At 60.9% G+C, this 24,715-nt stretch carries 22 protein-coding genes; 1 reads left to right on the top strand and 21 read right to left on the bottom strand.

Annotated elements, in window-relative coordinates; all coding sequences use genetic code 11:
• Window positions 1-107: 107 nt before the first annotated feature.
• The 11 genes from QZR14_RS01985 to argH all read right to left on the bottom strand — a co-directional run bounded on the left by QZR14_RS01985 (window position 108) and on the right by argH (window position 12,234).
• A complete protein-coding gene (locus QZR14_RS01985; protein WP_003224706.1) occupies window positions 108-1,259 on the bottom strand; it encodes an acyl-CoA dehydrogenase family protein in 1,152 nt (383 codons plus the stop codon).
• A 3-nt stretch (window positions 1,260-1,262) separates the two neighbouring features.
• Window positions 1,263-2,369, bottom strand: coding sequence for an enoyl-CoA hydratase/isomerase family protein (locus QZR14_RS01980; protein ID WP_311995767.1), 1,107 nt, complete (start codon window positions 2,367-2,369; stop codon window positions 1,263-1,265).
• Between the two features lie 232 nt (window positions 2,370-2,601).
• The gene (locus tag QZR14_RS01975) at window positions 2,602-3,288 is read right to left on the bottom strand and encodes an HPP family protein (RefSeq protein ID WP_311995766.1); all 687 of its coding nucleotides are present in this window, start codon (window positions 3,286-3,288) and stop codon (window positions 2,602-2,604) included.
• Window positions 3,289-3,443: 155 nt separating this feature from the next.
• Window positions 3,444-4,622, bottom strand: a complete 1,179-nt coding sequence (locus QZR14_RS01970) for an MFS transporter (protein WP_311995765.1) — start codon at window positions 4,620-4,622, stop codon at window positions 3,444-3,446.
• Window positions 4,623-4,835: 213 nt separating this feature from the next.
• On the bottom strand, window positions 4,836-6,185 hold the full coding sequence (locus QZR14_RS01965; protein WP_311995764.1) for an MmgE/PrpD family protein: 1,350 nt from the start codon (window positions 6,183-6,185) through the stop codon (window positions 4,836-4,838).
• On the bottom strand, window positions 6,182-7,069 hold the full coding sequence (locus tag QZR14_RS01960) for a polysaccharide deacetylase family protein (RefSeq protein WP_311995763.1): 888 nt from the start codon (window positions 7,067-7,069) through the stop codon (window positions 6,182-6,184). Before QZR14_RS01960 ends, QZR14_RS01965 begins: the two co-directional genes overlap by 4 nt.
• A complete protein-coding gene (locus QZR14_RS01955) occupies window positions 7,062-7,907 on the bottom strand; it encodes a polysaccharide deacetylase family protein (protein WP_311995762.1) in 846 nt (281 codons plus the stop codon). The genes QZR14_RS01960 and QZR14_RS01955 overlap by 8 nt, the downstream gene beginning before the upstream one ends.
• A 231-nt stretch (window positions 7,908-8,138) precedes the next feature.
• Window positions 8,139-8,963 (bottom strand): ABC transporter substrate-binding protein, encoded by an 825-nt coding sequence (locus tag QZR14_RS01950; protein WP_123449967.1) that lies wholly within the window; start codon window positions 8,961-8,963, stop codon window positions 8,139-8,141.
• Between the two features lie 38 nt (window positions 8,964-9,001).
• Window positions 9,002-9,766: an amino acid ABC transporter ATP-binding protein gene (locus QZR14_RS01945; RefSeq protein WP_064587499.1), complete on the bottom strand. Its 765-nt coding sequence runs from the start codon at window positions 9,764-9,766 to the stop codon at window positions 9,002-9,004.
• Window positions 9,767-9,776: 10 nt separating this feature from the next.
• Window positions 9,777-10,655 (bottom strand): amino acid ABC transporter permease, encoded by an 879-nt coding sequence (locus QZR14_RS01940; protein ID WP_123449966.1) that lies wholly within the window; start codon window positions 10,653-10,655, stop codon window positions 9,777-9,779.
• Window positions 10,656-10,806: 151 nt separating this feature from the next.
• Complete coding sequence (gene argH / locus QZR14_RS01935) at window positions 10,807-12,234, bottom strand: argininosuccinate lyase (protein WP_311995761.1); 1,428 nt, start codon at window positions 12,232-12,234, stop codon at window positions 10,807-10,809.
• A 296-nt stretch (window positions 12,235-12,530) separates the two neighbouring features.
• Here argH and QZR14_RS01930 point away from each other — a divergent pair, with 296 nt between their 5' ends.
• Entirely contained in the window at window positions 12,531-13,496 is a 966-nt protein-coding gene (locus tag QZR14_RS01930; RefSeq protein WP_123449964.1) for a LysR family transcriptional regulator, read from the top strand.
• A gap of 2 nt (window positions 13,497-13,498) precedes the next feature.
• On the opposite strand, the gene QZR14_RS01925 is transcribed toward QZR14_RS01930, so the two are convergent.
• The 10 genes from QZR14_RS01925 to arnB all read right to left on the bottom strand — a co-directional run bounded on the left by QZR14_RS01925 (window position 13,499) and on the right by arnB (window position 24,495).
• Complete coding sequence (locus tag QZR14_RS01925; RefSeq protein ID WP_311995760.1) at window positions 13,499-14,017, bottom strand: GNAT family N-acetyltransferase; 519 nt, start codon at window positions 14,015-14,017, stop codon at window positions 13,499-13,501.
• A gap of 73 nt (window positions 14,018-14,090) precedes the next feature.
• Entirely contained in the window at window positions 14,091-15,689 is a 1,599-nt protein-coding gene (locus tag QZR14_RS01920; RefSeq protein WP_311995759.1) for an ArnT family glycosyltransferase, read from the bottom strand.
• Window positions 15,686-17,065, bottom strand: a complete 1,380-nt coding sequence (locus tag QZR14_RS01915; RefSeq protein WP_311995758.1) for a UDP-glucose dehydrogenase family protein — start codon at window positions 17,063-17,065, stop codon at window positions 15,686-15,688. The genes QZR14_RS01920 and QZR14_RS01915 overlap by 4 nt, the downstream gene beginning before the upstream one ends.
• The gene (arnF, locus tag QZR14_RS01910; protein ID WP_311995757.1) at window positions 17,062-17,466 is read right to left on the bottom strand and encodes a 4-amino-4-deoxy-L-arabinose-phosphoundecaprenol flippase subunit ArnF; all 405 of its coding nucleotides are present in this window, start codon (window positions 17,464-17,466) and stop codon (window positions 17,062-17,064) included. Before arnF ends, QZR14_RS01915 begins: the two co-directional genes overlap by 4 nt.
• Window positions 17,463-17,807, bottom strand: coding sequence for a 4-amino-4-deoxy-L-arabinose-phosphoundecaprenol flippase subunit ArnE (arnE, locus tag QZR14_RS01905; RefSeq protein WP_311995756.1), 345 nt, complete (start codon window positions 17,805-17,807; stop codon window positions 17,463-17,465). The genes arnF and arnE overlap by 4 nt, the downstream gene beginning before the upstream one ends.
• The gene (gene arnT, locus QZR14_RS01900; RefSeq protein WP_311995755.1) at window positions 17,804-19,456 is read right to left on the bottom strand and encodes a lipid IV(A) 4-amino-4-deoxy-L-arabinosyltransferase; all 1,653 of its coding nucleotides are present in this window, start codon (window positions 19,454-19,456) and stop codon (window positions 17,804-17,806) included. Before arnT ends, arnE begins: the two co-directional genes overlap by 4 nt.
• Window positions 19,453-20,337 carry a 4-deoxy-4-formamido-L-arabinose-phosphoundecaprenol deformylase gene (gene arnD / locus QZR14_RS01895; RefSeq protein ID WP_311995754.1) on the bottom strand — a complete coding sequence of 295 codons (885 nt, stop codon included), beginning with the start codon at window positions 20,335-20,337 and terminating at the stop codon, window positions 19,453-19,455. The genes arnT and arnD overlap by 4 nt, the downstream gene beginning before the upstream one ends.
• Entirely contained in the window at window positions 20,337-22,328 is a 1,992-nt protein-coding gene (gene arnA, locus QZR14_RS01890; RefSeq protein WP_311995753.1) for a bifunctional UDP-4-amino-4-deoxy-L-arabinose formyltransferase/UDP-glucuronic acid oxidase ArnA, read from the bottom strand. Before arnA ends, arnD begins: the two co-directional genes overlap by 1 nt.
• Window positions 22,325-23,350, bottom strand: coding sequence for an undecaprenyl-phosphate 4-deoxy-4-formamido-L-arabinose transferase (gene arnC / locus QZR14_RS01885; RefSeq protein WP_311995752.1), 1,026 nt, complete (start codon window positions 23,348-23,350; stop codon window positions 22,325-22,327). The genes arnA and arnC overlap by 4 nt, the downstream gene beginning before the upstream one ends.
• Window positions 23,347-24,495 carry a UDP-4-amino-4-deoxy-L-arabinose aminotransferase gene (arnB, locus tag QZR14_RS01880; RefSeq protein ID WP_311995751.1) on the bottom strand — a complete coding sequence of 383 codons (1,149 nt, stop codon included), beginning with the start codon at window positions 24,493-24,495 and terminating at the stop codon, window positions 23,347-23,349. Before arnB ends, arnC begins: the two co-directional genes overlap by 4 nt.
• Window positions 24,496-24,715 lie beyond the last annotated feature (220 nt).

Here is a 24,715-nt window from a genome sequence, read left to right as displayed (position 1 = left end):
ATCGATAATCGACTCGATTTTTCAGGTCGATGCATAACGCCAGACACCTCGGTCAGCTCCCTCTCCCTCCGGGAGAGGGTTGGGGTGAGGGAAAGGGGCCAACACCGTTACAACTGATAGTTCTTCAACTCCCGCGCAATCACCATCCGCTGAATCTCGCTCGAGCCTTCATAGATCTGGGTAATCCGCGCATCGCGGTAATACTTCTCGACCGGATAATCTTCCAGATACCCATACCCGCCATGAATCTGAATCGCCGATGAACACACCTTCTCGGCCATCTCCGAAGCAAACAGCTTGGCCTGTGACGCTTCGGACAAGCACGGTTTGCCCGCCGTACGCAGCCGCGCCGCATGCAGGATCATCAGGCGTGCAGCGTTGATTTGCATGTGCATGTCGGCCAGCAGGTTGGCGATGCTCTGGTGCTCGTTGATCGGTTTGCCGAACTGGATGCGATCGCGCGAATACACCAGCGCCGCTTCAAACGCGGCCCGAGCAATACCCAAAGCCTGCGCTGCGATGCCGATGCGTCCGCCTTCAAGGTTGGACAGAGCGATTGCCAGGCCTTTGCCGCGTTCACCGAGCAGATTGGCCTCGGGAATGCTGCAATTGTTCAGTGTCACTGCGCAGGTGTCGGAGGCGCGGATGCCCATCTTGTGTTCGGTGCGATCGACGATGAAACCCGCGGTGTCGGTCGGCACCAAAAACGCCGAGATGCCTTTCTTGCCCAGATCCGGGTCAGTCACGGCAAAGACGATCGCCAGTTTTGCCCGTTTGCCGTTGCTGACAAATTGCTTGGCGCCGTTGATCACCCACTGGCCATCCCGCAGTTCGGCGCGGGTGCGCAGGTTGTGCGCTTCGGAACCGGCCTGCGGTTCGGTCAGGCAGAAGCAGCCGATGGTTTGCCCACTGGCCAGATCCGCCAGCCAGGTTTGTTTCTGCGCTTCGCTGCCGTAATTGAGCACCGGCCCGCAGCCGACCGAGTTATGAATGCTCATAAATGCGCCGGTGGCGCCGTCCCCGGCGGAAATCTCTTCCACGGCCAAGGCGTAGGCGACGTAATCGACGTAAGTGCCGCCCCATTCCTCGGGCACCACCATGCCGAGCAACCCGAGCTCACCCATCTTCGCGACGAGTGCGTCATCAATCCAGCCAGCCTTTTCCCAGGCCTGCGCATGGGGCGCGATTTCGCCACGGGCAAAGTCCCGGGCCATGTCGCGGATCATCACTTGTTCTTCAGTCAGTTCGAGATCGTGCATGGCTCAGCTCCCGCTCTCAGCAAACCCGTGGAAGAAACTCGCGACATGCCCGGCGTCCACCGCAGTGAGGGTCGGCGGGTTCCAGCGAGGTGTCTTGTCTTTATCGATCAATAGCGCGCGAACGCCTTCGATCAGGTCGCCACGGGAGAACCACTGACGATCCAGATGCAGCTCCAGCGCGAAGCACTGTTCCAGGCTCAAGTGGCGGCCGCGACGCAGCATCTCCAGGGTCACCGCCATGGCCAACGGCGAGCGGGTTTCCAGCAGATCTGCGGTGGTGGTCGCCCATTCGTGGCTGTCGGCGACGGTCACTGCGCGTAACTGCTCAACCATGCTCGGCACGTCCGGCAGGGCGAAGAAATGGTCGATGGCCGGGCGCAAAGCCTCAAGTGGCGCATCGGGCAAGGTTTGCACCGCGTGTTTGGCCAGCAGGTTTTGCAGGGCTTTGAGCGGCGTGTCTTGCCATTCCATCTGATCGAGTTTTTCGTCGAGCAGCGCCAGTTTGCTGCTGTCCAGATACCAGTCGGCAAGGCCGCAATACAGCGCGTCGGCGGCACGAATCTGCACGCCGCTGACCCCCAGATAAATCCCCAGCTCACCGGGGATGCGCGGCAGGAAGTAACTGCCGCCGACATCCGGGAAATAACCGATGGCCACTTCGGGCATCGCCAGACGGCTCTTCTCGGTGACCACGCGCAGATCGGCGCCTTGCACCAGGCCCATGCCGCCGCCGAGGACGAATCCGTCCATCAGCGCCAGTACCGGTTTGCGGTAGTGATGAATGGTCAGGTCGAGGGCGTATTCCTCGACGAAGAAATCTTCGTGCAGCGTGTCGCCGCTTTTGAAACTGTCGTACAGGGAACGGATGTCGCCACCGGCGCAGAAGGCCTTTTCACCAGCACCGCGCAGAACCACTGCGTGAACATTGGCGTCAGTCGCCCAGGCGTCAAGCTGCTGCTGCAGCAAGCGCACCATGTCGAGGGTAATGGCATTGAGACCGGCGGGGCGGTTGAGGGTCAGGTGCCCGATGTGATTGCGAACGTCGGCCAGCACTTCGTTTTGCATGGCATCCATGGACGGGGTCCGCGGGGATGAAGCCTGCGCTGTCATCAGTAACTCCCTGCTTTTATTGTCTTTATTCGAGAAGCTCGCGCGCGAGCGTTACCGGATCGTAACAGTGCAAATTTGCCGTGTACAACCGGGATATTCGCAGGGGGAGTTTGCGTTTTTACATCATCCGAAATCACCGGGTTCCTATGTAGGAGCTGCCGAAGGCTGCGATCTGTTGACCTTTGAAAAACAAGATCAAAAGATCGCAGCCTTGGGCAGCTTCTACACAGGTTCAGGTGAAGGTTTGGGTAATGCTGCGCCGTTTGGCGTGCAGTTCGCTGGCGTGGATCAGTTGTTCGAGGTCTTCGGGGGTGACGTCGATAAACGCCTCCATCTCGGCCAAGGCAAGTTTCAGGTCGTCGGCGGTGATCGCCTGACTGTCGACCGGCCCAAGCACCGGCGCCGGTTCTGCCGGGCGTTTCGGGTAACGGATCCGTGTCAGGTTGTTATAGGCAAGCGCGCTGAGCAGCATGCACGCCGCGCCGAGCATCACCGGTTCCATGGCTTTCCAGTCCATGGCGATGGTCGCCGGATCGGCCAGCACCAGCGTCAGGGCCAACGCGCCAGCGGGCGGATGCAGGCAACGCAGCCAGCACATCAGGATCAGCGCCACACCCGCCGCCAGACAGGCGCTGCCTAGGGTTCGGCCAAGCACATGCGCCACCAGCAGCGCGACAACGCCGGCACATAAATAACCACCGAGAATCGACCACGGCTGAGCGAGGGCGCCAGAGGACACGGCGAACAGCAACACCGCCGACGCGCCCAGCGGGCCGATCAGGTGATAGGCGACCTCATGGCCGAACACCTGCGCGCACAACCACACACTGAACAACGTGCCCAACGCCATGCCGATCGCGGCGCGGCTCCATTCGGTGGGACGGGTGTTGATGGCGGCGGGCAACCAGCGAGCGAGCATGTGAATCCGATCCTTGCAGCAAATTCGAGACAAAAAAAAGGACTTGTCCGGTTATCCGGAAAGCCCTCGAAGGTTCCAACATTGGGGGAGGAACGCACACAGTGTGCCGGGCAAAGTCGATGCTGACAAATTCATATTAATGAAGATTTAGTGCATTATTTTTGCATTGAAGCCGCGCGGCGTCCGCTGAGGAAGCACAGTGTGCCGCCCATCGCGGTCAGTGCACTCAATGCGTAAAACATCGTCGGTGCCGGAGTGTGCATCAGCAGGAAACCGCAGATCACCGGGCTCAGCGCACCGCCCAGCGCCGCCAGGTTTTGCGCGCCGTAGTAGCTGCCGCGCAGTTCTTCCGGGGCGAGGGTGTCGACGAAGAGAAACTCTGACGGATAGATGATCATCTCGCCGAGGGTGAAAATGAACATCGCGATGCACCAGCTCAGCAGGCTGTCGGCGAGGCTGAAGCCAATCAGACCGAGGATAAACAGGCCGGTGCCGGCGGCGATCCAGTAGCGCAGTTTCTCGCGGCTGAGGAAGCGGCCGATCTGGTATTGCAGCAGGATCACCGTGATTGCGTTACAGGCGAGCAGGGCGGCCATGATGTGCAAGGCGCGCTTGGAGTCGCTGACCACCAGCAGGTATTGCGACAGATAAAGGGTGAAGCGCCCGTGCACCACCGTGCTCAGCAGGCAACCGCAGGTGAACATGATCAGAGTTCGATCGTTTTTCAGGGTGACGAGGGTTTTCAGAAAGCTTGGCGGCTGACTGACCACGGCAATCGGGCTGGCGTCTTTGGGGATGCCGATCATTAGGAAGATGCTACCAAAGGCGATGGCGGCGGCGATCAGGAACGGTGCGATCGGGTAATGCCCGGCGATCACCACACCGAGCATCGGCCCGGTGGCGTAGCCGATGTTGGTCAGCGTGTAACGCAAGGAAAAGGCCTTGGCCCGCTGACTCATCGGCAGGTTTTCGCTGAGGATCGCCTTCGAACCGATGAGGAACAGTGCCGAAGCGGTTTCGGTGATCACCAGGGTAGCGGTGGTCAGGTACAGGTCCTTGGCGAACGTCAGCAGCACGAAACCGATGGCACTGGAAAGCATCGCGATAATCAGCAATCGGCGTTTTTCCAGGCGATCGATGATGTAACCGCCGTACAGCGCAAGCAGGGTGGCGATAAACACCGCGATGCCGAGCAGCAGCCCGACATCCTGCTGGTTAAGACCGAGTTTAGTGCTCAGAAACAGCGTCAGCAGCGGGCTGGTGATGGCGCGGCTGATGACGATGGTCAGCGAGACAATCATCAGACGGCGGATGACAAGCGAATAAGTGGCCACGGGGAATCGAATATCCTTATTTCAGTTGTTTTTGTGTCCGACTACAGACCGCGTCGTGCCCTTCGCGAGCAGGCTCGCTCCCACAGGGAATGTCTGAACAGTGAAGATCCAGTGTGGGAGCAAGCTTGGTCCCAACAGGGAATGTCTGAACAGTGAAGATCCAATGTGGGAGCGAGCCTGCTCGCGAAGGCGTCGGGTCTGGCGACATACCTCTCAAACCAGCCACCGATCCAGATCTGCCACCGACTCCAGCCTTTCCAGACGCCGCAAATTTTCCAGCAACCCCTCAGCCCGTTCTCGCGACATCACCCGCAACGCCAGACTGAAAAACTTCTCCTCCAGCGCCCCGTCACTCAACGGATTGCCCGGCGCGCCCAACGGTACTTCAACGCACAAACTCGCAGTGCGCCCATCCAGCGTCAGCACGCTGACCCACGGCTCGCCATCCTCGGACAGTTGTTCATCCACTTCAAGGTGAATGCGCGCCAACCAAAGGGCGATGCGCGGATCCTCGCGCTGCTGATCGTCGTACGCCTCAAGCCGACAATGCCCCTGCACCAACCGCGCCGCGAGGGCATAGGGCAAGCTCATTTGCGCCGCTGCCAGACTGCTGACGTCGCGGCCGCCGCACATGCGTTGGAGGAAGCCGCACAACCTGACTTCGACGCTTTCGACGTGCCCGGCAGCGACGTGAAGTTGATCAAGCAACAACCCCAGCGCGTCAATCGCCGAATGCGTACCGCGACACGCGGCGTAGGGTTTGATCGAGCAGCGCGCCAGCTTCCAGACTTTGCCGAGATCGGCATCGAGCCTGTCCGGCTGCGCACTGTTCGGCGCAAGGGTTTTCAGAAAGCCGCCCCAGACATCCTCAAACAGCATCGACGGCCCGCTGATCCCTTCACGGGCAAAGCTTGCCGCGAGCAACCCTCCTTCGGCGGCGCGACCGCTGTGCAGTTTCTTACTCAGCGAACCGTCATGGATAAACGCCCAGACCCCGCCACTGAAACTGCCGGCGATGCCCAACGCGGACACGGTTTGTGTCGCATCAAGGGCAAAGATTCGCGCACAGGCAGCGGCCGCACCAAACACGCCGCACGTCGCAGTCGAGTGCCAGCCGGCGCCGTTGTGTGCCGAATAACTGCCGCAGGCTTCCAGTACCCGTCGGCCGATTTCGTAGCCGATCACCACGGCGGTGATCAACTCACGTCCGCTGACTGCTCGGTCGACCATCGCCACGGCCGCCATCACCGCTGGCAACACCACCGCCCCGGAATGGTCGCAACCGCCGGTGTCGTCCAGTTCCAGCGCATGCGCGGCGATGCCGTTGAGCATCGCGGCATGGCCGGGGTTGGTGCGTAACGCTGTGCCCCAGACCAAGGATGATCCGCCGCTGTTGCCGAGCACCTGTTGCGTTTGCACGGCAACGATGGTGTCGCTGCCGGCCAGCGCTGCGCCAAAGGTATCGAGGATGTGCCGTTTGGCTTGAATGACCAGCGTTTCGGGCAAGTCTTCAAACCGTGTGTCGACACAAAATCGCGCCAGCCGCAGCATGCGTTCGCTCATGGCAGATAGTCCCGGTAGTGCTGCTCATAAACGGCGGCCGGATGATCCTCGCTGACCGGCGCTGCGGTTTCTGCCCACCATTGCGCAACCTCGGCACCGCTGGCGATCCACACATCGTCATGTTGTTGAATGCCTTGCAGCAATTCGCGCAGCACGCCGATGCGCCCCGGGGTGGCGATGATTTCCGGGTGCAGGCGCAGCACGTAGCACAGGCCGAAACGATGAAATCCGGCGAAGTCCATTTGCAGGTTGCCCAGGGTGTGGCTGTACGAGGCAATCCGCGACTGCGCCGGGGGCACGGCGGGGCTGAGGTTGAAGGCGAAGTACGGCTCGTCTTCGAGTTCATAGTGCAGCGGCAGTTCGATGACCTCTGGCGCGGTGGGATGGGCGAATGGCAAATCATCGCCGCGCCACGAAGAGGACCAGACGATGCCGTGGTCTTTCAACGCGGCAATAAAACCCGGCGCACCGTTGCCGGCGGGGAGGCGAAACCCGCGCGGGCGTTGACCGGTCAGGGCTTGAAGTGCCGCACATCCCTTGCCGATGTCGGCACTTTGCGCCGTCAGATCAAGCTCGTCGTAATCCTGATGGCGGTAGCCGGCGCAGGCGATTTCATGCCCGCCGGCGAGAATCGCGGCGATGTGCTGCGGGTTTTCTTCGGCGACGATGCCGGGCACGAACCAGCTGCTGCGCACGCCCAGTTCCGCGAACAGATCGAGCAAGCGCGTGACGCCACGCTGACTGCCGTAACGCCAGACCGACAGGGTCTTGTCGCGACCCGCCACTTCCGGCGCCTGGGTGAGAATGCCGTGGATGTCGTTGTAATCGACGGTCAACACCACCGCGCAGCGCTTGCCAGCGGGCCAGACGTTGTAATCAGCCATGATGATGCTCCTTCAGCCACCAACGGGCGACATCGCGGCAGGTGGCGAACCACACATCATCGCGTTGACGCATGTGTTCGAAGAGTTTTTCCAGCAACAGGATGCGCCCCGGTTTACCGGTGATTTTCGGGTGGAACAGAGTGGTCAGGCACAGGCCTTCATCCATCGCGCCGTCGTATTCGCGCTGCCAGTTATCGAGGGTCAACGCATAACTGGCAGTGCGATCGAGGCCGGAGGGAAAGTTCGGCGCGCGGGTGTAGGCGAGGGAGGCGTAGTCGTCCATTTCCCACCGCCCGGGGATTTCCACCAGCGGCGTGCTGTGGCCGGGGACGTTGACCAGATACGGGCGATCGTCGCCGCGCATGCTGCTGGAATAGATGACGCCGTTGTCCGCCAGCATCGCCGGGGTCTCAGCGCGCCAGTCGCCGGACGGGGTACGGAAACCCTCGGCGCGGATGTGCAGGTGTTGCCAGAACACCTCCCGGGACTTGGCCATGACGGCTTGCTGTTGCTCCAGCGTCAGGGCGTAAAAGGATTCGTGTTTGTAGCCGTGATAAGCGACTTCATGGCCGCGTTCGACGATGGCCTGGCATTGCTTCGGCCAGTTTTCCACGACCCACGCGGGGACGAAAAACGTTGTCGGCAGTTTGAACGCGTCGAGCAGATCGAGCAGGCGTGGCAGGGCGCGATAAGGGCCGTAGCCGCCGAAGCCGAAGTACTCCGGTTTGCGCCAGATCGAGCCATTGAGCATGGCATCGCCGGTCGGACCGTCGAGATCGAAGGCCAGGGCGAGGCAGGCTTTGTGTGGGTCGGGCCAGGTGGGTTGGCGCGAAGACATGGTTGTGGCTCTCCGGTGTTGGATCAATAGAAACCCTCACCCCAGCCCTCTCCCAAAGGGAGAGGGGGCCGATCGAGGTGTTTACCAGCCCTGCATCGACCTGAAAGATCGCGCCGAACTCAGGCGCTGTGTCGTCGAACTCAGGTTTCGAACACTTGAAGATCAGCTCCCTTTCCCCCTCGACCCCCTTGGGGGGAGAGGGTTGGGGTGAGGGGGGATCGATCTCGAAGGTTACTTGCCGGCGTTGACCGTCACTTCCTTGATCGCGCCCAGCTCCAGGTCCCATTTCTTCAGGATCGCGCCATAGCTGCCGTCATCGACCATGCTCTGCAGGGCAACCTTCACCGCCTCACTCAGCTCAGGCTTTTTCTTGCTCACGCCAAGACCGGTGAACTGCACGGAGATCGGCTGGCCGACGGTCTTGTACATGTCCTTTTCCTGAGTCTTCAGGTACGACAGGGTTTCGCTGCCTTGCATCGCCGCATCGATACGGCTCTGGCGCAGTTGCGCGCGAGCATCGGCCGAACCTTCAGTGCCGATCACGTTGATCGCCGGTTTGCCGGCGGCTTCACAGTTGGCCTTGCTCCACGCAGCGATTTCCGCCGGGAACGTGGTGCGGCGGCTGGTGCCGACTTTTTTGCCGCACAGATCAATGATCTCGTTGGTCGCGGTGTTCTTCTGCAAGGTGTAGAACTGCGGGCCGCTGGTGAAGTAGTCGACGAAGGTCACGCTGGCCTGACGCTCGGCGGTGTCGGTCATGCCCGACAGCACCATGTCGACGCGCTCAGTGGTCAGTGCGTTGATCATTTGCTCGAAGCCGGTTTCCTGCCATTTGATCTTCACGCCCAAGCGTTCGGCGAGGGCGTTGCCCAGGTCGTAGTCCAGACCGGTGAGGGTGTTGGTGGCCGGATCCTTGAAATCCATCGGTGGATAGTTGGGCATGATCGCGACAACGATCTCGCCTTTTTCCTTGATGCTGGCCGGCAGCTCGGCGGCCACGGCGAAACCGCAAGACATGACGGAAGCGAGTACAGCGGGGATAACAAAATTCTTCATGGTCGTTCTCTTATGAGTGTTGTGGCACCAATCGGTGCTTAGGTTCGAACGGCAGAAATGAAGCTTTGGGTGCGCGGGTTTTGCGGACTTATTAGTATTTCTTCGGGGCTTCCAGCCTCCACGATCTGCCCGCCGTCCATGAACACCATGCGATTGGAAACCTCGCGGGCGAAGCCCAGTTCATGGGTGACGACGATCATGGTCATGCCGGTCTGCGCGAGATCGCGCATCACCGACAGCACCTCACCGACCAGTTCCGGGTCGAGTGCCGAAGTGGGTTCATCGAACAGCATCAGCTTGGGACGCATGGCCAACGCCCGGGCAATCGCCACGCGTTGTTGCTGACCGCCCGACAATTCGATCGGGTAGCTGTCGCGTTTGTCGGCCAGACCGACACGGGCCAACAGTTCCAGGGCTTCTTCGTGCGCCTCTTTCGGCGAACGCTTGAGCACCTGGCACGGGCCTTCGATGATGTTTTGCAGCACAGTCATGTGCGGGAACAGGTTGAAGCGCTGGAACACCATGCCGGTGGCCAGGCGCTGGCGGGCGATCTGCGACTCGTTGAGCTCGTGCAGTTTGTTGCCGACCACGCGGTAGCCGACCAGTTCGCCGTCGACCCAGAGGCCGCCCTTGTCGATCTTTTCCAGCTGATTGACGCAGCGCAGCAGGGTGCTCTTGCCCGAGCCGGACGGGCCGATGATGCACAGCACTTCGCCTTGTTCGACCTCGATGTTGATGTCCTTGAGCGCGTGGTACTGGTCGTAATACTTGTTCAGGCTGACGGCCTTGACGATGCTTCTCATGTTCGACTCCTCAAGAACGCTTGCCGGCGCCGCGAGCGAAACGACGCTCCAGACGGCTTTGACCGAAGGACAGCACGGTGACGGTGGCCAGGTACCAGATACCGGCAACGATCAGCAGCTCCATCACGCGGGCGTTGGCGTAGTAGATGTTTTGTGCGTTGTAGAGCAGTTCCGAGTACTGGATCACGCTGGCCAGTGAGGTCATTTTGACCATGCCGATAAATTCGTTGCCGACCGGCGGAATGATGATGCGCATGGCCTGCGGCAGGATGATCCGGCGTAGCGCTTGCAGGCGCGGCATGCCGATCGACTTGGCGGCTTCGTACTGGCCGGTGTCCACCGACAGCAGGCCGGCGCGCACCACTTCAGCGGTGTAGGCGCCCTGATTGATGCTCAAGCCGAGCAGGGCAGCCACGAACGGCGTCATCAGGCTGACGGTGTCGAGTTCGAACACGCCCGGAATGCCGATGGTGGGGAAAATCAGCGCCAGGTTGAACCACAGCAGCAGTTGCAAAATCAGCGGCGTACCGCGAAACAGCCAAGTGTAGGTCACGGCCACGTAGCGCAGAATCGGGTTGGCCGACATGCGCATGATCGCCGTGATCACCCCGAAAACGATGCCCAGCGCCATGGCCAGCACAGCCATGATGATGGTGTTGAACAAGCCCCACATGATCGCTTCGGAAGTCAGGAACTGGCCGATGTACGACCATTCGATCTTGCCTTCGGCGAAGGCGCGCACCAGGCCGATGATCGCGATGACGATCACGGTGGCGAAGAAGATCCGCCCGTAATAACGCCGCGGCACATGTTGGTACTGGGTGATATCGAACTGGTTTTCCGCCAGTTTGCGCTCCGCCTGGAGTCGTTCTGCCTGAGTCTGGCTCATGGTGTTTCTCCGAACTGTTCTTTCAAATCCAACACATTTCATTGTGGGAGCGAGCCTGCTCGCGAAGGCGGCAGCACCTTCAACATTGCAGTTGGCTGACCCACCGCTTTCGCGAGCAGGCTCGCTCCCACAGGGTTTTGTGCTGGCGGCTTCAGAGGCGGAAGCCCTGGTAGTTTTCCGTCCACTGCTGTTGCGCGGCGAGGGCGGTTTTCAAGCGGCCGATCTGCTCGCGCACCTGTTGCGGCGCAGTGCCGCCCCAACCGCTACGGGCCGCGATGGCGGCTTCCAGCGTGAGGCTGTCGCGCACATCAGCGGTCAGGCGTGAATCGACCTCGGCGAGCAAGGCCGGCGAGGCTTCCCACAATTCGATGCCGTTTTTTTCACAGGCCTGCACCAGCGCCCCGGTGATTTCGTGGGCTTCCTTGAATGGCACGCCGCGCACCGCCAGCCAGTCGGCAACCTCGGTGGCGAGGGTGAAACCGAGTGGCGCCTGACGGCGCAGTTCTTCGACGTTGACGGTCATGGTCGCGACCATCCCAGCCATGGCCGGCAGCACCAGCAGCAGAGTGTCGACGCTGTCGAGCACGCCGTGCTTGTCTTCGCTGAGGTCGCGGTTGTACGACAGCGGCAGGGATTTGAGCGTCGACAACAGACCGGTGAGATTGCCGATCAAACGTCCGGCCTTGCCCCGTGCCAGTTCGGCGATATCGGGGTTTTTCTTCTGCGGCATGATCGAGCTGCCGGTGGCATAGGCATCGTCCAGATCGACCCAGCGGAACTGGCGCGACGACCACAGGCAAAACTCTTCGGCGAGGCGCGAGATGTTGATCCCGAGCATGCTGGCGATAAACAGGAACTCGGCGACGTGATCGCGACTGGCGACGGCGTCGATGGAGTTTTCGCAAACCCCGGCGTAGCCCATTTCCTTGGCCGATTGCTGCGGCTGGCGGGCAATCGCCGAACCGGCCATCGCAGCGGCGCCGAGGGGCGACAGCGAGGTGCGCGCGTCCCAGTCCACCAAACGTTGCACGTCACGCAACATCGATTGCGCGTGGGCCAGCAGGTGGTGGGCGAATACGATCGGTTGCGCCTGCTGCAAGTGCGTGAACCCTGGGCAGATGCTTTCGACGTGTTGTTCGGCCTGAGTCACCAGCGCTTGCTGCAAGGCGAGGACTTCGACGGCGAGGGTGCGCACGTGATCGCGCAGAAACAGGCGCAGGTCGTTGGCGGTCTGGTCATTGCGCGAACGGCCGGCGCGCAGCTTGCCGCCGAGCGCACCGAGGCGTTCGGTCAACAGGCGTTCGATAAAGGTGTGAACGTCTTCGTCATCCAGGGTTGGCGCAATGTTTCCGGCACGGAAGTCGGCACCGATGCTGTCCAGCGCAGCGAGCATGGTCTGGGTTTCCTGCGCGCTGAGCAGGCCGGCACGTTGCAGTTCACCGGCATGGGCCTTGGAACCGGCCAGATCGTAAGGCGTCAGGCGGAAGTAGCGCTCGGGGCACCGGGACAGGGCGGCCAGGGCGGCGGAAGGGCCGCTTTTGAAACGGGCACCCCAGAGACGGTCGGTGGTTTGAGACATTTGTTGTTTTCCTCGTCGGTAACGCGAACTGAAATCGGTGTGCATGGCCGTGATGGCTGCTGAAAAGTCAGCAGACGGAGTCAGGCCAAAGCAGTTTTCAAGAGGGCAGTTGCTAGGGAGCGAGAACTGATCGAAGTGTCAGCTTTTAATGTTTCGAGATCAGTGAGTTGGCACTGATGTTCGGGATTTTTTGCCGGTTGCCAAGCCATGTTTTCTGTGTTCATTATTATTGGTCGGCGATGTTTTTGTTGTTGGACACAGATTGTTGAACATTGCGCCAGAGGTAAATCAGCATTATGGAAACCCCACTTTCCAATTCCGGAAACCCGCCTGCGAAAACGGCCCACCGAGCACCGCTGGCCCTCAGCGGGCTGGATTTCAAACTGCTCAAAGTGTTCAAGGCCGTGGTCGAGGCAGGAGGCTTCAGCGCCGCGCAAAACGAGCTGAACGTGGGCCTTGCGGCCATCAGCAAGCAGATCTCCGACCTGGAAATCCGCATCGGCATGCGCCTGTGTACCCGTGGGCGAGAAGGTTTTCACCTGACCGAAGAAGGTCGTCTGGTGTATCAGGCCTCGATTGATCTGTTTGCCTCGGTGGACAACTTTCGTGATCGGCTTAGTTCTGCGCAGAATGAACTTGTCGGCGATCTGGGTGTGGGTGTTATTGATAATACGATCAGCGATGAGAACTCGCCGTTAGTTGCCGCGCTTAAACAACTTAACGAACAATCACCGAAGGTCCGGTTTCAACTTCAGGCATCGCAACTGGATGAAGTGGAAAGAGGCGTGGTGGAGGGACGTTTAGTGGCGGGCATAGTGCCGGTTTATCAACGCCGCGAAGAGTTCGATTATTACCCGCTGTACGAGGAACGCTCGGAGGTTTATTGCGCGGTCGGGCATCCATTGTTCGACATGCCCGAAGCGCAAATGGGCAGCAATGTCTTGCAGGAATACGAGTGCATCAACCACCGCTACGCGATCCATCGCGACAAGCTCAACTATGCGCGCTACGACAGTTTTTCTGCGTCAGCGACCCAGGTCGAAGCCGTGGCCCTGTTGATCAAGACCGGCCGTTTTGTCGGCTTCCTGCCCCGGCATTACGCAGCAACGCTGGTAGCGGCAGGGCAGATGCGCGCGGTGCTGCCCGAGCGGATCTACATCATGACGCCGTTCAATCTGATCCTGCGGCACAACACCGTGCGCAGTCCGCTGGTCAAGGCATTTGCCCAGGCGCTGGGCGTCGACCTGAAAGCAACGGCCTGATTTCAAGGCAACCTCAGGCGCATGGCGCAGCGCCGGTGCCCGGGCAATCCGTGGGCGATTTCTTCGTTCAAGGCGTCGACTAAATACCCGCTTGTTTCCTCGCTATTCAAACGCTGGAAACCGATCTTCTGATAGAACGGCGCATTCCACGGAAGATCCGTGAAGGTGGTCAGTGTCACGGCGCAAAGTTGTTGTGCGCTGGCGTGATCGATTGCCGCTGACAGCAACTTGCGGCCAATGCCCTGCCCCTGAAAGTGCTGGCTGACGGACAGCTCCTCTATATGCAGTTGGTTATCGACAGGCGCCGCGCGCAAGAACCCGGCAAGTTGCCCTGCAGGGGATTGTGCGACCCAGACGCGGGCCTGCTCGATGGCCTGTAAATGCAATTCGGCGCCGGCCACTTCGGCGTCGGCCAGCCAGGCCAATTGCGGATCAAGGCGAAACAGCCCGGCGGCCGAGCGTTCGATGGCGGGGAGGGCGGGCGCGTCGGCGGGCCGCGCATGTCGAATGATCATATTCATGTAAGAGCTGCCGAAGGCTGCGATCTTTTGATCTTGCTGTTTAAAAGCAAAAGATCGCAGCCTTCGGCAGCGCCTACAAGGGTTTAGCGTACAGCAGGACGTAATCGTTTTTGTCGAAGCGGCCACTGAGCACCGGTTGCAACTCACCCAGCGGCGTGCCCCGCAGGGCCAGAAAATCGCTGCGATCCATCATCAACCACATTGGGCCCTTGAGCGCTTCCAGTTGCTGGATCGAGTCGCTGAACAGCGGTTGCAGATCCTGCTCGATATTGACCATGAACTTGATCGCCTTCGCATCCTTGCCCATGCCGTGCAGCACCAGCGGCGCCGGGTTTTGCTGAACCTGGGCGAACACCGCGCGACTGAATCCCTGGGTGTCGTACAAACGCCGCTCCACCGGCTCGAATACCGCCGCGTACACCGTCCACAGCGCCAACACCGCAGACAACGCCAGTACCTCGACTCGCCAACGCGGGATCAGCAATCGCGACAACGCCAAGAGTTGCAGCACGGCCAGCGCGATCAACACCCCAGACACGTCACTCAACTGCTCGGCAAAGCGCCGTCGAGCCACCAGTAACACCACCAGCAACAATCCGGGTGTGACCAGCCACAAGCCCAGCATCAAGCCGCGCAACCAACGAAACACACGACCATGCGCCACCTGAAACGGATACGCCGCGATGATCGCCGCCATCGGCAACATCGGCAGTAGATACCGCGCCTTCTTCGCTTGGGGAATCGATAAACCGACCATCACAATCAGTCCCGCCGCCGCGCAATACTGCACCAGGCGTAATGCCGGGCCACGTTGCTGCGGTTTGCTCAGCCAGGTCGCCGCCAGTACCAGCAATGCCAGCGGATAGGCCAGCGCATAGTTGCCGAGCGAGCTGGTGAAGTAATACAGCGAACCGCTGACGCCTTCGCTACCGTCCATGCGGCCCATGAACTGCATGCGGATCACGTCCTGCAAGAAGACCGCACCACCGCTGAGTTTCGCCAGCCACAACAGCAGGCCGACACAGGCTGCGAGCAACAGCGAAGCCAGTACGCCGAAGACAAGCAGACGCCTCCACTCACGGTTGAGCAGGTAATAGCTGCACAGCATGCCGGTCGGCACCACCAGACCAATCGGCCCGCGAATGCCGAAACCGAGCAACAGCAACGCGAAGATCAGCGGCCAGCGACGCCTGCCGCCAAGATGGTCATGGGCATAGCCCAGATAGAACACCGCGAAGGCCACTGCCGCGAGCATCAAGTCCTGCGACACCGCGCGCACTTCGGTGACGAAACCGCTGGTGAGCATCAGCAACGCAATACTGATCAATGCCCAGCGCCGTGAGTACGGCGCCAGCAGTCGATACATCAGCGTCACAATCAGCGCACCGGCAACGGCACTCGGCGCCCACGCGGTAAAGGCATTCACCGCGCCGAACGGCAACGACAGCAGCCAGATGAACAGCGTCGAGACCGCTGAATAATCCGCATACGGTTGACCGTAAGTCGTCGGAAACACCGTCGGCCCATGGCGCAGCATTTCTTGCGCGAACAACACGAACCGCGAATCGAAACCGATCGGAGCCTGCCCGTGGACCCCGGCCATGAACAATACAAACGCCAGCAGCCCTGCGATCAGGGACTGCCGGCGAATCTCAGGCGATAACCTGATCAAGCGACGTCGGACGCATGTGGCCACTGTTGCAGCGGGATCGGCAATTTGCGCGATTCGCCACGGCCCATCGGGAAGTAATGGAAACCGTTGCGTGCCAGACGTTCGGCGTCGTAAAGGTTACGGCCGTCGAAGATCACCGGGGTGTTGAGGCGTTGCTTGATCAGGTCGAAGTCCGGCGCCTTGAACTGCTGCCATTCGGTGCAGATGATCAAGGCGTCAGCGCCGGGCAGTACCGATTCCGGCGTGCCCATCAACATCAGCTTCGATTCGTCCGGGTAAAGGTTTTGGGTTTCCTGCATGGCTTCCGGGTCGAAGGCACGCACGCTGGCGCCGGCGGCCCACAACTCTTCGAGCAGGACCCGGCTCGGTGCGTCACGCATGTCATCGGTGTTGGGTTTGAACGCCAGCCCCCACAGGGCGAAGGTCTTGCCGCGCAGGTCACCCTTGTAGAACGCGTTGATGCGCTCGAACAACTTGTGCTTCTGGCGCTGGTTGATCGCCTCGACCGCTTGTAGCAAATCGCTGGAGCACTGCGCCTCTTCGGCACTGTGGATCAACGCGCGCATGTCTTTCGGGAAGCACGAGCCGCCATAACCGCAGCCCGGGTAGATGAAGTGGTAACCGATGCGCGTGTCGGCGCCGATGCCCTGGCGTACCGATTCGATATCGGCGCCCAGATGCTCGGCCAGTTCGGCGATCTGGTTGATGAAGCTGATCTTGGTCGCCAGCATGCAGTTGGCGGCGTACTTGGTCAGCTCGGCGCTGCGCAGGTCCATGAACATGATGCGGTCGTGGTTGCGGTTGAACGGCGAGTACAGATCGCGCATGACGTCGCGCACTTCATCGCCTTCGCAGCCGATGACGATACGGTCCGGACGCCGGCAGTCGGCAACGGCCGAGCCTTCCTTTAGGAATTCCGGGTTGGAGACGATATCGAACTGCAGCAGGCGACCGACCTTGATCAGGGCTTTTTCGATGTGCGTGCGCAGGGTGTCGCCAGTGCCCACCGGCACCGTGGATTTCTCCACGATGATCAACGCCTGCTCACGATGGCGGGCAATCGCATCGCCGACCGAAAGCACGTAGCGCAGATCTGCCGAACCGTCCTCACGCGACGGCGTACCCACGGCGATAAACGCCACCCGACCGTGTTGCACGGCGAGTTTTTCATCGGTGGTGAATTGCAGCCGTTTGGAATCCAGACCTTCGCGCACCAGGCTGGCCAGCCCCGGTTCGAAAATGCTGACATGACCCTGGCGCAACAGGTCGACCTTCTTCTGGTCGACGTCCATGCACACGACATCATGGCCGACCTCGGCCAACACAGCCGCTTGCACCAGACCGACGTAACCGCTGCCAAATACTGTGATTTTCATGGAGCACTCCTGAATTCGGGCGCACGAGCCGGACGAGTGTTGATGGTGATGACCCCGAGCATGACCAGCGCCACGCCCAGTGATTTGGTGAAACTGAAGGATTCGTTGAACAGCGGCAGGCTGGCCGCCAGCAGATAAACCAGCGCATAGCTGATGCTCAGCAGCGAATACGCCCGGCCCAGCGGCAGATCGCGCAGGGCGGCGAGCCAGCAGAGCATCGACAGGGCGTAGGCAACAATCGCCGCAATGACCACGGCCAGCGCCTGCCAATCGAGGCTGTCGATGTGCAGCCATTGTTCCGGTTCGGGCAGGCGGGTCATGCTCCAGCGCATACCCAGTTGCGCAGCGCTGACGAGAAATACGCTGCCCAGCGCGAATGTGATGCCGCGACGTTGATTCATGACGGTTGCCCCAGCAAAACCACGCCGCCGATGACCAATGCCACGCCAAGCCAATGCTGGCGGTCGATGGGTTCACGGAAGACGAAGCGCGCAATCAGGGTGATCAGCACGAAGTTGAGGCTGAGCATCGGGTAGGCGATGCCGACTTCCAGACGCTGCAACACCAGCAACCAGACCAACAGACCTGAGCCGAGGGCGAGCAGGGCCAGCCACAACCAAGGCGTCCGCAGTTTGTCGGCCCAGCCCGAGTCGCCGCCGCGCCAACTCTCCACGGCGTACTTCTGCGCGATCTGGCCCAGACAGGTCAGCAGGCACGCGGCCAACAGCAGCAACAGGCTCATGACGCCTCCTTGGGCAGGATCATGATCACCAGGTTGCCCTGTTCGTAACGGAGGCCGTCCTTTGGCAATCTGTCGATTTCGTCCAGTTCGTCCTGCCCCTTGACGCGCATCACCACGCCGACTGAACCGCTGCGGCGCGCCTCGCGCATCCACTGTTGTACGTGTTCGGGATCGACCCGCTGTTGAATGCTGTCAGGATAGGCAAGGCCATATTTCAATTCGCCTATCGTGTTGTACAACGCCACTTGCGGGGTTTTCAGGCGCCAGGCCAGTGCGGACGCGGCACCGAGATCGTTACTCAGCAGGTGGGTGGTTTGCGCCAGTTCCGTGACGTGATGCTTGATGAACTGATCCGGCATCTTGTTGGCGACCACCGATTTCGGCAGCGCCGCCGGCAACACCGCGATCAGCAACAGGCTGCCCAGTGCCGGAGCCGCCCAGCATTGCAGTGGCAGGAAGGCTTGCAGCAGGTTGGCGATGATCCAGCCGATCAGCGCGATAAACACCAGCACCAGGCTGTGCAGTTCATGGTCGTAGACCGGTCTGCTCAGTTGCAGGTACACCAACGCGATCAGCGTGGCGACGCCCAGCAACAGATTGAGCAGACCATTGATGCTCAGCGCGCGACCGTGCTCCAGGCGCAAACGGTCGGCGAGCGCATTGCCCAACAGCAACGCCATCGGCAGCAGGCAGGGCAGGATGTAGGTCGGCAGCTTGCCGTTGCTCAGGCTGAAAAACGCCAGTGGCATCGCCAGCCAGAGCAGCACAAAGACCATTTTCGGCTGAGTGCGGCTTTGCCACGCTTGCTTGAACGCGGTCGGCAGCAACCCCGCCCACGGCAGACTGAACGCCACCAGCAGCGGCAGGTAGAACCACCACGGCGCATCGTGTTGCGCATCGTCGCCGGCAAAGCGGCGGATGTGCTCGTGCCAGAAGAAGAACCGCCAGTAGTCCGGCTCCTGCCCATGCACCGCGAGCACCCACGGCAGGCTGATGATGATCGCGATGGTAATCGCCACCGGGCCGAACATCAGCAGTTCACGCCAGCGTTTTTGCCAGAGCATCCACGGCAGGGCGATCAACACCGGCAGCAGCCAGGCGAGAAAGCCTTTGGTCATGAAACCCATGCCACACGCCAGGCCCAATACTGCCCAGGCCGCCATGCGCTTGCCGTTGGTGTGGCTGTCGACGGCAAACCACAGCGCCACCAGACTCAGGTTGACCCAAAAGGTGAACTGCGGATCGAGGTTGGCGTAGCCGGCCTGACCGGCGACGATGGTGAAACTCATGTAGAGCAGGGCGCAGACAAAGCTTTTGCGCGGCTCGTTCCACAAACGCCGGGCGAGCAGATAGCACAGCAGCACGCTCAACCCGGTGCTCAGCGCCGAAGCAAAGCGCACACCGAACAGGTTCTGCCCGAACAATTGCTGACCCAGCGCGATCATCCAGTAACCGGCAATCGGCTTCTCGAAGTAGCGCAGGCTCATGAAGTGCGGCGACACCCAGTTACCACTGAGCAGCATGTCCTGGCTGATCTGCGCGTAACGGGTCTCATCGGGAATCCACAAACCGTGCGTGCCCAGCGGCAGCAGATAGGCCAGCAAGCAAATACCCAGCAACAGCAGTGGCAGCGTCCAGCGTTTGATCATGCGCCTTGCACTCCCAGCCAGCCTTCACGGCCGTCGAGGGCGCCGCGTTGCACGCGACCCACGGGCAAGGTATTGAAGAACTCGGGCAGCAAATCGCCCAGCGGTTTGAAATCGATGTGGCGTTGGCGCGCCTCGGCCAGCAATTGACGAAAATCCTCAGCCATCAGAATCCCTTCTACCTCGGCATGAATGGTGTAGACGTTGAGTTGTTGCGGGCGAAAGTGATCAAGGATGAAACCGTTGAAATCCCGCGCCGCGACGATGGGGCCGACGACTTCGTCGAAGGTCGGCAGGTCCACCGGAATCTGCGGCGTGCCCGGCGTGCCGTCGGCCAGCAACGGGCGAAACAGCCGCGTGCCACGACAATCGCTGTTATAGCGAAAGCCGAAGGCTTGCTTGGCCTCGATCACGCGCTCGTCGGCACGCCAACCGGCGGCGGCCGAACACTGGATTTTTTCGCCGAGGATGTCGCTCAAGGTGTCGACGCCCTGACGGATCTGCTCGATCAGTTGCGCATTGCTCCAGCGCCCGGCGTTGGCCTGCCAGCCGTGGTGATCCCACGCATGCAGACCCACTTCGTGACCGGCATCGCGGGCCTGACGCATCAGGTGGCCGAGATCGCGGCCAATCGGCTTGCCCGGCCACGCGGTGCCGGCCAGCAGAATCTCCCAGCCGTAGAGGCCGGCGGCGTTGGAACGGAGCATTTTCCAGAGGAATTGCGGGCGGATCAGGCGCCACAGATGCCGGCCCATGTTGTCCGGGCCGACACTGAAGAAGAACGTTGCCTTGATCTGCGCCTCGTCGAGCATTTCCAGCAGGCGCGGCACACCTTCACGGGTGCCGCGGTAGGTGTCGACGTCGATGCGGAGACCGGCCTGCATTACTGCTTGTCCGCGATTTCGAGCATGGCCTCGCGCAAGAAGAAATCCAGCGTGTTGCCGATGGTCTCGCGCATTTCCACGGTTGGCGTCCAGTCGAGCAGACGCTTGGCGTTGGCGATGCTGGGTTTACGGTGTTCGACGTCCTGATAACCAGCGCCATAAAACGCCTTGCTTTCCACATCGCGGAAACCGGCGAACGGCGGGAAGTTATGGCGCAGCGGATGCGCTTCGAACTGACGCAGCAGCTCTTCACCCAATTGACGGATGCTGGCTTCGTTGTCCGGGTTGCCGATGTTGATGATCTGGCCGTTGCAGACGTCGTTGTCGTTATCGATGATCCGCGCCAGTGCTTCGACGCCGTCAGCGATGTCGGTGAAGCAGCGTTTCTGCTCGCCGCCGTCGAACAGGCGAATCGGCGTGCCTTCAACCAGGTTGAGAATCAACTGGGTGATGGCGCGGGAGCTGCCGATGCGTGCCGAGTCCAGGCGATCGAGACGCGGGCCCATCCAGTTGAACGGGCGGAACAGGGTGAAATTCAAGCCCTTGGCGCCGTAGGCCCAGATCACCCGGTCCAGCAGTTGCTTGGACACGGAGTAGATCCAGCGCTGCTTGTTGATCGGGCCGACCACCAGGTTGGAAGTGTCTTCATCGAAGTGCTTGTCCTGGCACATGCCATAGACTTCCGAGGTCGACGGGAAGATCACGCGCTTGTTGTACTTGACGCAGTAGCGCACCAGTTTCAGGTTTTCTTCGAAGTCGAGTTCGAACACACGCAGCGGGTTGCGGGTGTATTCGATCGGCGTGGCGATGGCCACCAGCGGCAGGACCACGTCGCACTTCTTGATGTGGTACTCGATCCACTCAGAGTGAATGCCGATGTCGCCTTCGACGTAGTGGAAGTGCGGATGGCTGCGCAGGCGGTCGATGGCGTCGGAACCGATGTCCAGACCATAGACTTCGTAACGATCATCGCGCAGCAGGCGCTCGGACAAGTGATTGCCGATAAAACCGTTGACACCGAGGATCAGCACGCGAGTGCGACGTGGCGCACGGCCGGATTCGGCACCGCGTAGCAGCGAGCCGTCGACCAGACCGAGTTCGCTGGCCAGTTGTGGGCCGCTGAGGAACAGGCCGTTATCGTTGCGCTGGCCGGAGAGGATCACCAGCGAATCTTCGCCGCAGGCAATGCGCAGCGGGTCGACACTGATCACCCGGCCCGGCGCCTGACCGTCGTTGCCTTTGACGACTTCGGCGCTCCAGACGATGAGTTTGTGCTCGCCGACTGCGCAGAACGCGCCCGGATACGGTTGGGTCACCGCACGCACCAGGTTGAACAGTTGCTCGGCAGGTTTCGCCCAGACCAGTTTGCCGTCCGCTGCGCTGCGACGCCCGAAAACAGTGGCTTTCGATTCGTCCTGCGGGGTTTCGCTGGTCTTGCCTTGCAGCATCGCCGGCAAAGTGTCGCGCAGCAGATCGGTCGCGGCGATGCGCAGCTTGCCGTGCAGGCTCAACGCGGTGTCGTTGCGTTCGATGGCGACACGTTGCTGGGCAACGATGGCGCCGGCATCGGCACGTTTGACCATGCGGTGCAGGGTCACGCCGGTTTCGCTTTCGCCGTTGACCAGCACCCAGTTCGCTGGCGCGCGGCCACGGTAGCTGGGCAACAGCGAACCGTGCAGGTTGAACGCGCCTTGTTTGGCCACGGCCAGCAGCGATTCGCTCAGCAGGTTGCGGTAGTAGAACGAGAACATGTACTCAGGTGCGAGCTTGGCAATCCGTTCGATCCACAGCGGGTGGTTGACGTCTTCCGGCGCGTGCACCGGGATGCCTTTGCTGGCACACAGTTGCGCAACCGATCCGTAGAACGCGTTCTCTTTCGGATCATCGGCGTGAGTGAACACCGCCGCGATGGCGTAGCCGCTGTCGAGCAGGGCCTGAATGCCGGCGCAGCCAATATCGTGATAAGCGAAGACAACAGTTTTTGCACTCATGAGAGAACCTGACCGGTAGTAGAAGTAGTGGTGGAGAGACCATCAACGGTGACCGCAGGCGCCGGGTTGGCGGCGTGGCTGCGCAAGACTTTTTCAATGAAGAAACGCGGGCGGGCGCGCACGTCGCTGTACATGCGCCCCAGGTATTCGCCGAGCAGGCCCATGCCGATGAACTGGCCACCGGTGAACACAAACAGCACCGCGAACAGCACGAACATGCCGTCACCGGCCCAACCGGCACCGAAAGCCAGACGCATGACGATCAACGCAAAGGCAAACAGCAATCCAAGCCCGGCCATGGTGAAACCGACGATGCTCAGCAGGCGCAGCGGCGTGGTGGTCATGCAGGTGATCAAATCGAACATCAGGTTGATCAGGCGCATCGGGCTGTACTTCGAATCGCCGTGTTCACGTTCGGCGTGAGCGACGACGATTTCGGTGGTGTGGCGGGCGAAGCTGTTGGCCAGAATCGGGATGAAGGTGCTGCGTTCACGGCAGGCGAGCATCGCGTCGATGATTGTCCGGCGGTAGGCGCGGAGCATGCAGCCGTAGTCGCTCATGGCGACGCCGGTGGAGCGCTGCACGGCGAGGTTGATCAGCTTCGACGGATAGCGGCGCAGGGCCGAATCCTGACGATTGCCGCGCACGGTGCCGACCACGTCGTAACCCTTTTCCGCTTCGGCGACCAGGCGCGGAATTTCTTCCGGGGGGTTCTGCAGGTCGGCGTCGAGGGTGATGACGACATCGCCCTTGCATTGTTCGAAACCGGCCATGATTGCCGCGTGCTGGCCGTAGTTACGGTTGAGGATGACCGCCACGAACGGGCTGTCTTCACGGGTCGCGGCTTCTTCCAGAAGGTTGGCGGAGTCGTCACGGCTGCCGTCGTCGACGAGGACGATTTCATAGTCGTGACGCAGCATGCGGCAGGCCGCTTCAGTGCGGCGCAGCAGTTCCGGCAGGCTGTCCTGTTCGTTGTAGACCGGGATGACGATCGACACACAGCGGATCGGATAAGGTTTCACGGGCGTTTGTCCATAAGAGTGGCGATGGCACCGACCACGCGATCAAGGTCTTGATCGCTCATGTCGGGGAACAACGGAATCGAGCACAGCCGCGCCGAGTTCCATTCGGTGTCGGGCAGGTAGAGGTCGGGGTCACGCTGGCGATACCAGGTGTGCAAGTGGGTGGCGATGAAATGGATCCCGGTGCCGATGCCCTGGTCCTGCAAGCCTTTCATGAAGGCTTCGCGGTCGATGCCGCAGCGCTCGCTGTCGATGCGCAGGATGAACAGGTGCCAGGCGTGGGTTTGTGCGTAGGCAGGCAGGGCAAGCGGTTGCACCGGCAGGCCTTCGAGTTTTTGCCGGTAGGCGTCGGCCAGTTCCGTGCGACGGGCGTTGATCGCGTCCAGACGCTGCAGTTGCACCAGGGCAATCGCCGCGTTGATGTCGGCGAGGTTGTATTTGAAACCCGGTTCCATCACTTGCGCCTGCGGCTTGCGGCCACCGGTCAGGCGATCGTAGGCGTCGACACCCAGACCGTGAAACTTGAGCATGCGCACGCGGCTCGCCAAGGCTTCGTCGTCAGTGACGAACATCGCGCCTTCGGCGCAGGTCATGTTCTTGATCGCGTGGAAGGAGAAAATCGCCGTGCCCTGCGCGCCAACGTGGCGGCCCTTGTAACGGGTGCCAGCAGCGTGGGCGGCGTCTTCGATGACCGCGATGCCGTGCTTGTCGGCCAGCGCATACAGCGGATCAAGATCAAATGCGGCGCCGGCGTAATGCACCGGAATGATGGCTTTGGTGCGTGGGGTGATCGCCGCTTCAATGCGCGCGGCGTCGGTCATCAGAGTGTCGCGATCAACATCGACGAACACCGGCGTGGCGCCGAGCAGGGAAATCATGTTGGCGGTCGAGACCCAGGTCTGCGAGGGGGTGATGACTTCGTCGCCCGGGCCAATGCCCAGGGCCAACAAGGTGATGTGCATGCCGCCGGTGGCGGAGGAAAGTGCGACCGCGTGCTTGCAACCAACGTATTGCGCGAATTGTTCTTCGAGTGCCTGGTTTTTAGGGCCGGTAGTAATCCAGCCGGAACGTAATACTTGTTCGACGGCGGCTATTTCTTCATCGCCGATACTTGGACGGGAAAACGGCAGGAACGCTTGACTCATAAGAACCTCGGGGCGACAGCCATCCTTCAGCCGATTGTCTGAAAAACACGGGATTTCAACGGGTTGAGATACCGGCCGGGGAATGCCTGATTGACTTTTAAGTCCACGGACGGCAGGGTTGCAGGCCTTTCGGGGCAACCTGTTGTAACTAAGGTTATGCGCGTTTTTGTGAAAGGAACATGAAAAAACGGTCGGCGATTCGTCTATCTGTAAGCCATAC

Source organism: Pseudomonas sp. rhizo66 (genome assembly GCF_031931925.1).
Lineage (GTDB): Bacteria > Pseudomonadota > Gammaproteobacteria > Pseudomonadales > Pseudomonadaceae > Aquipseudomonas.
Note: the sequence above shows the minus strand (reverse complement) of the source record. Positions and strands in the feature narration are given on the sequence as shown.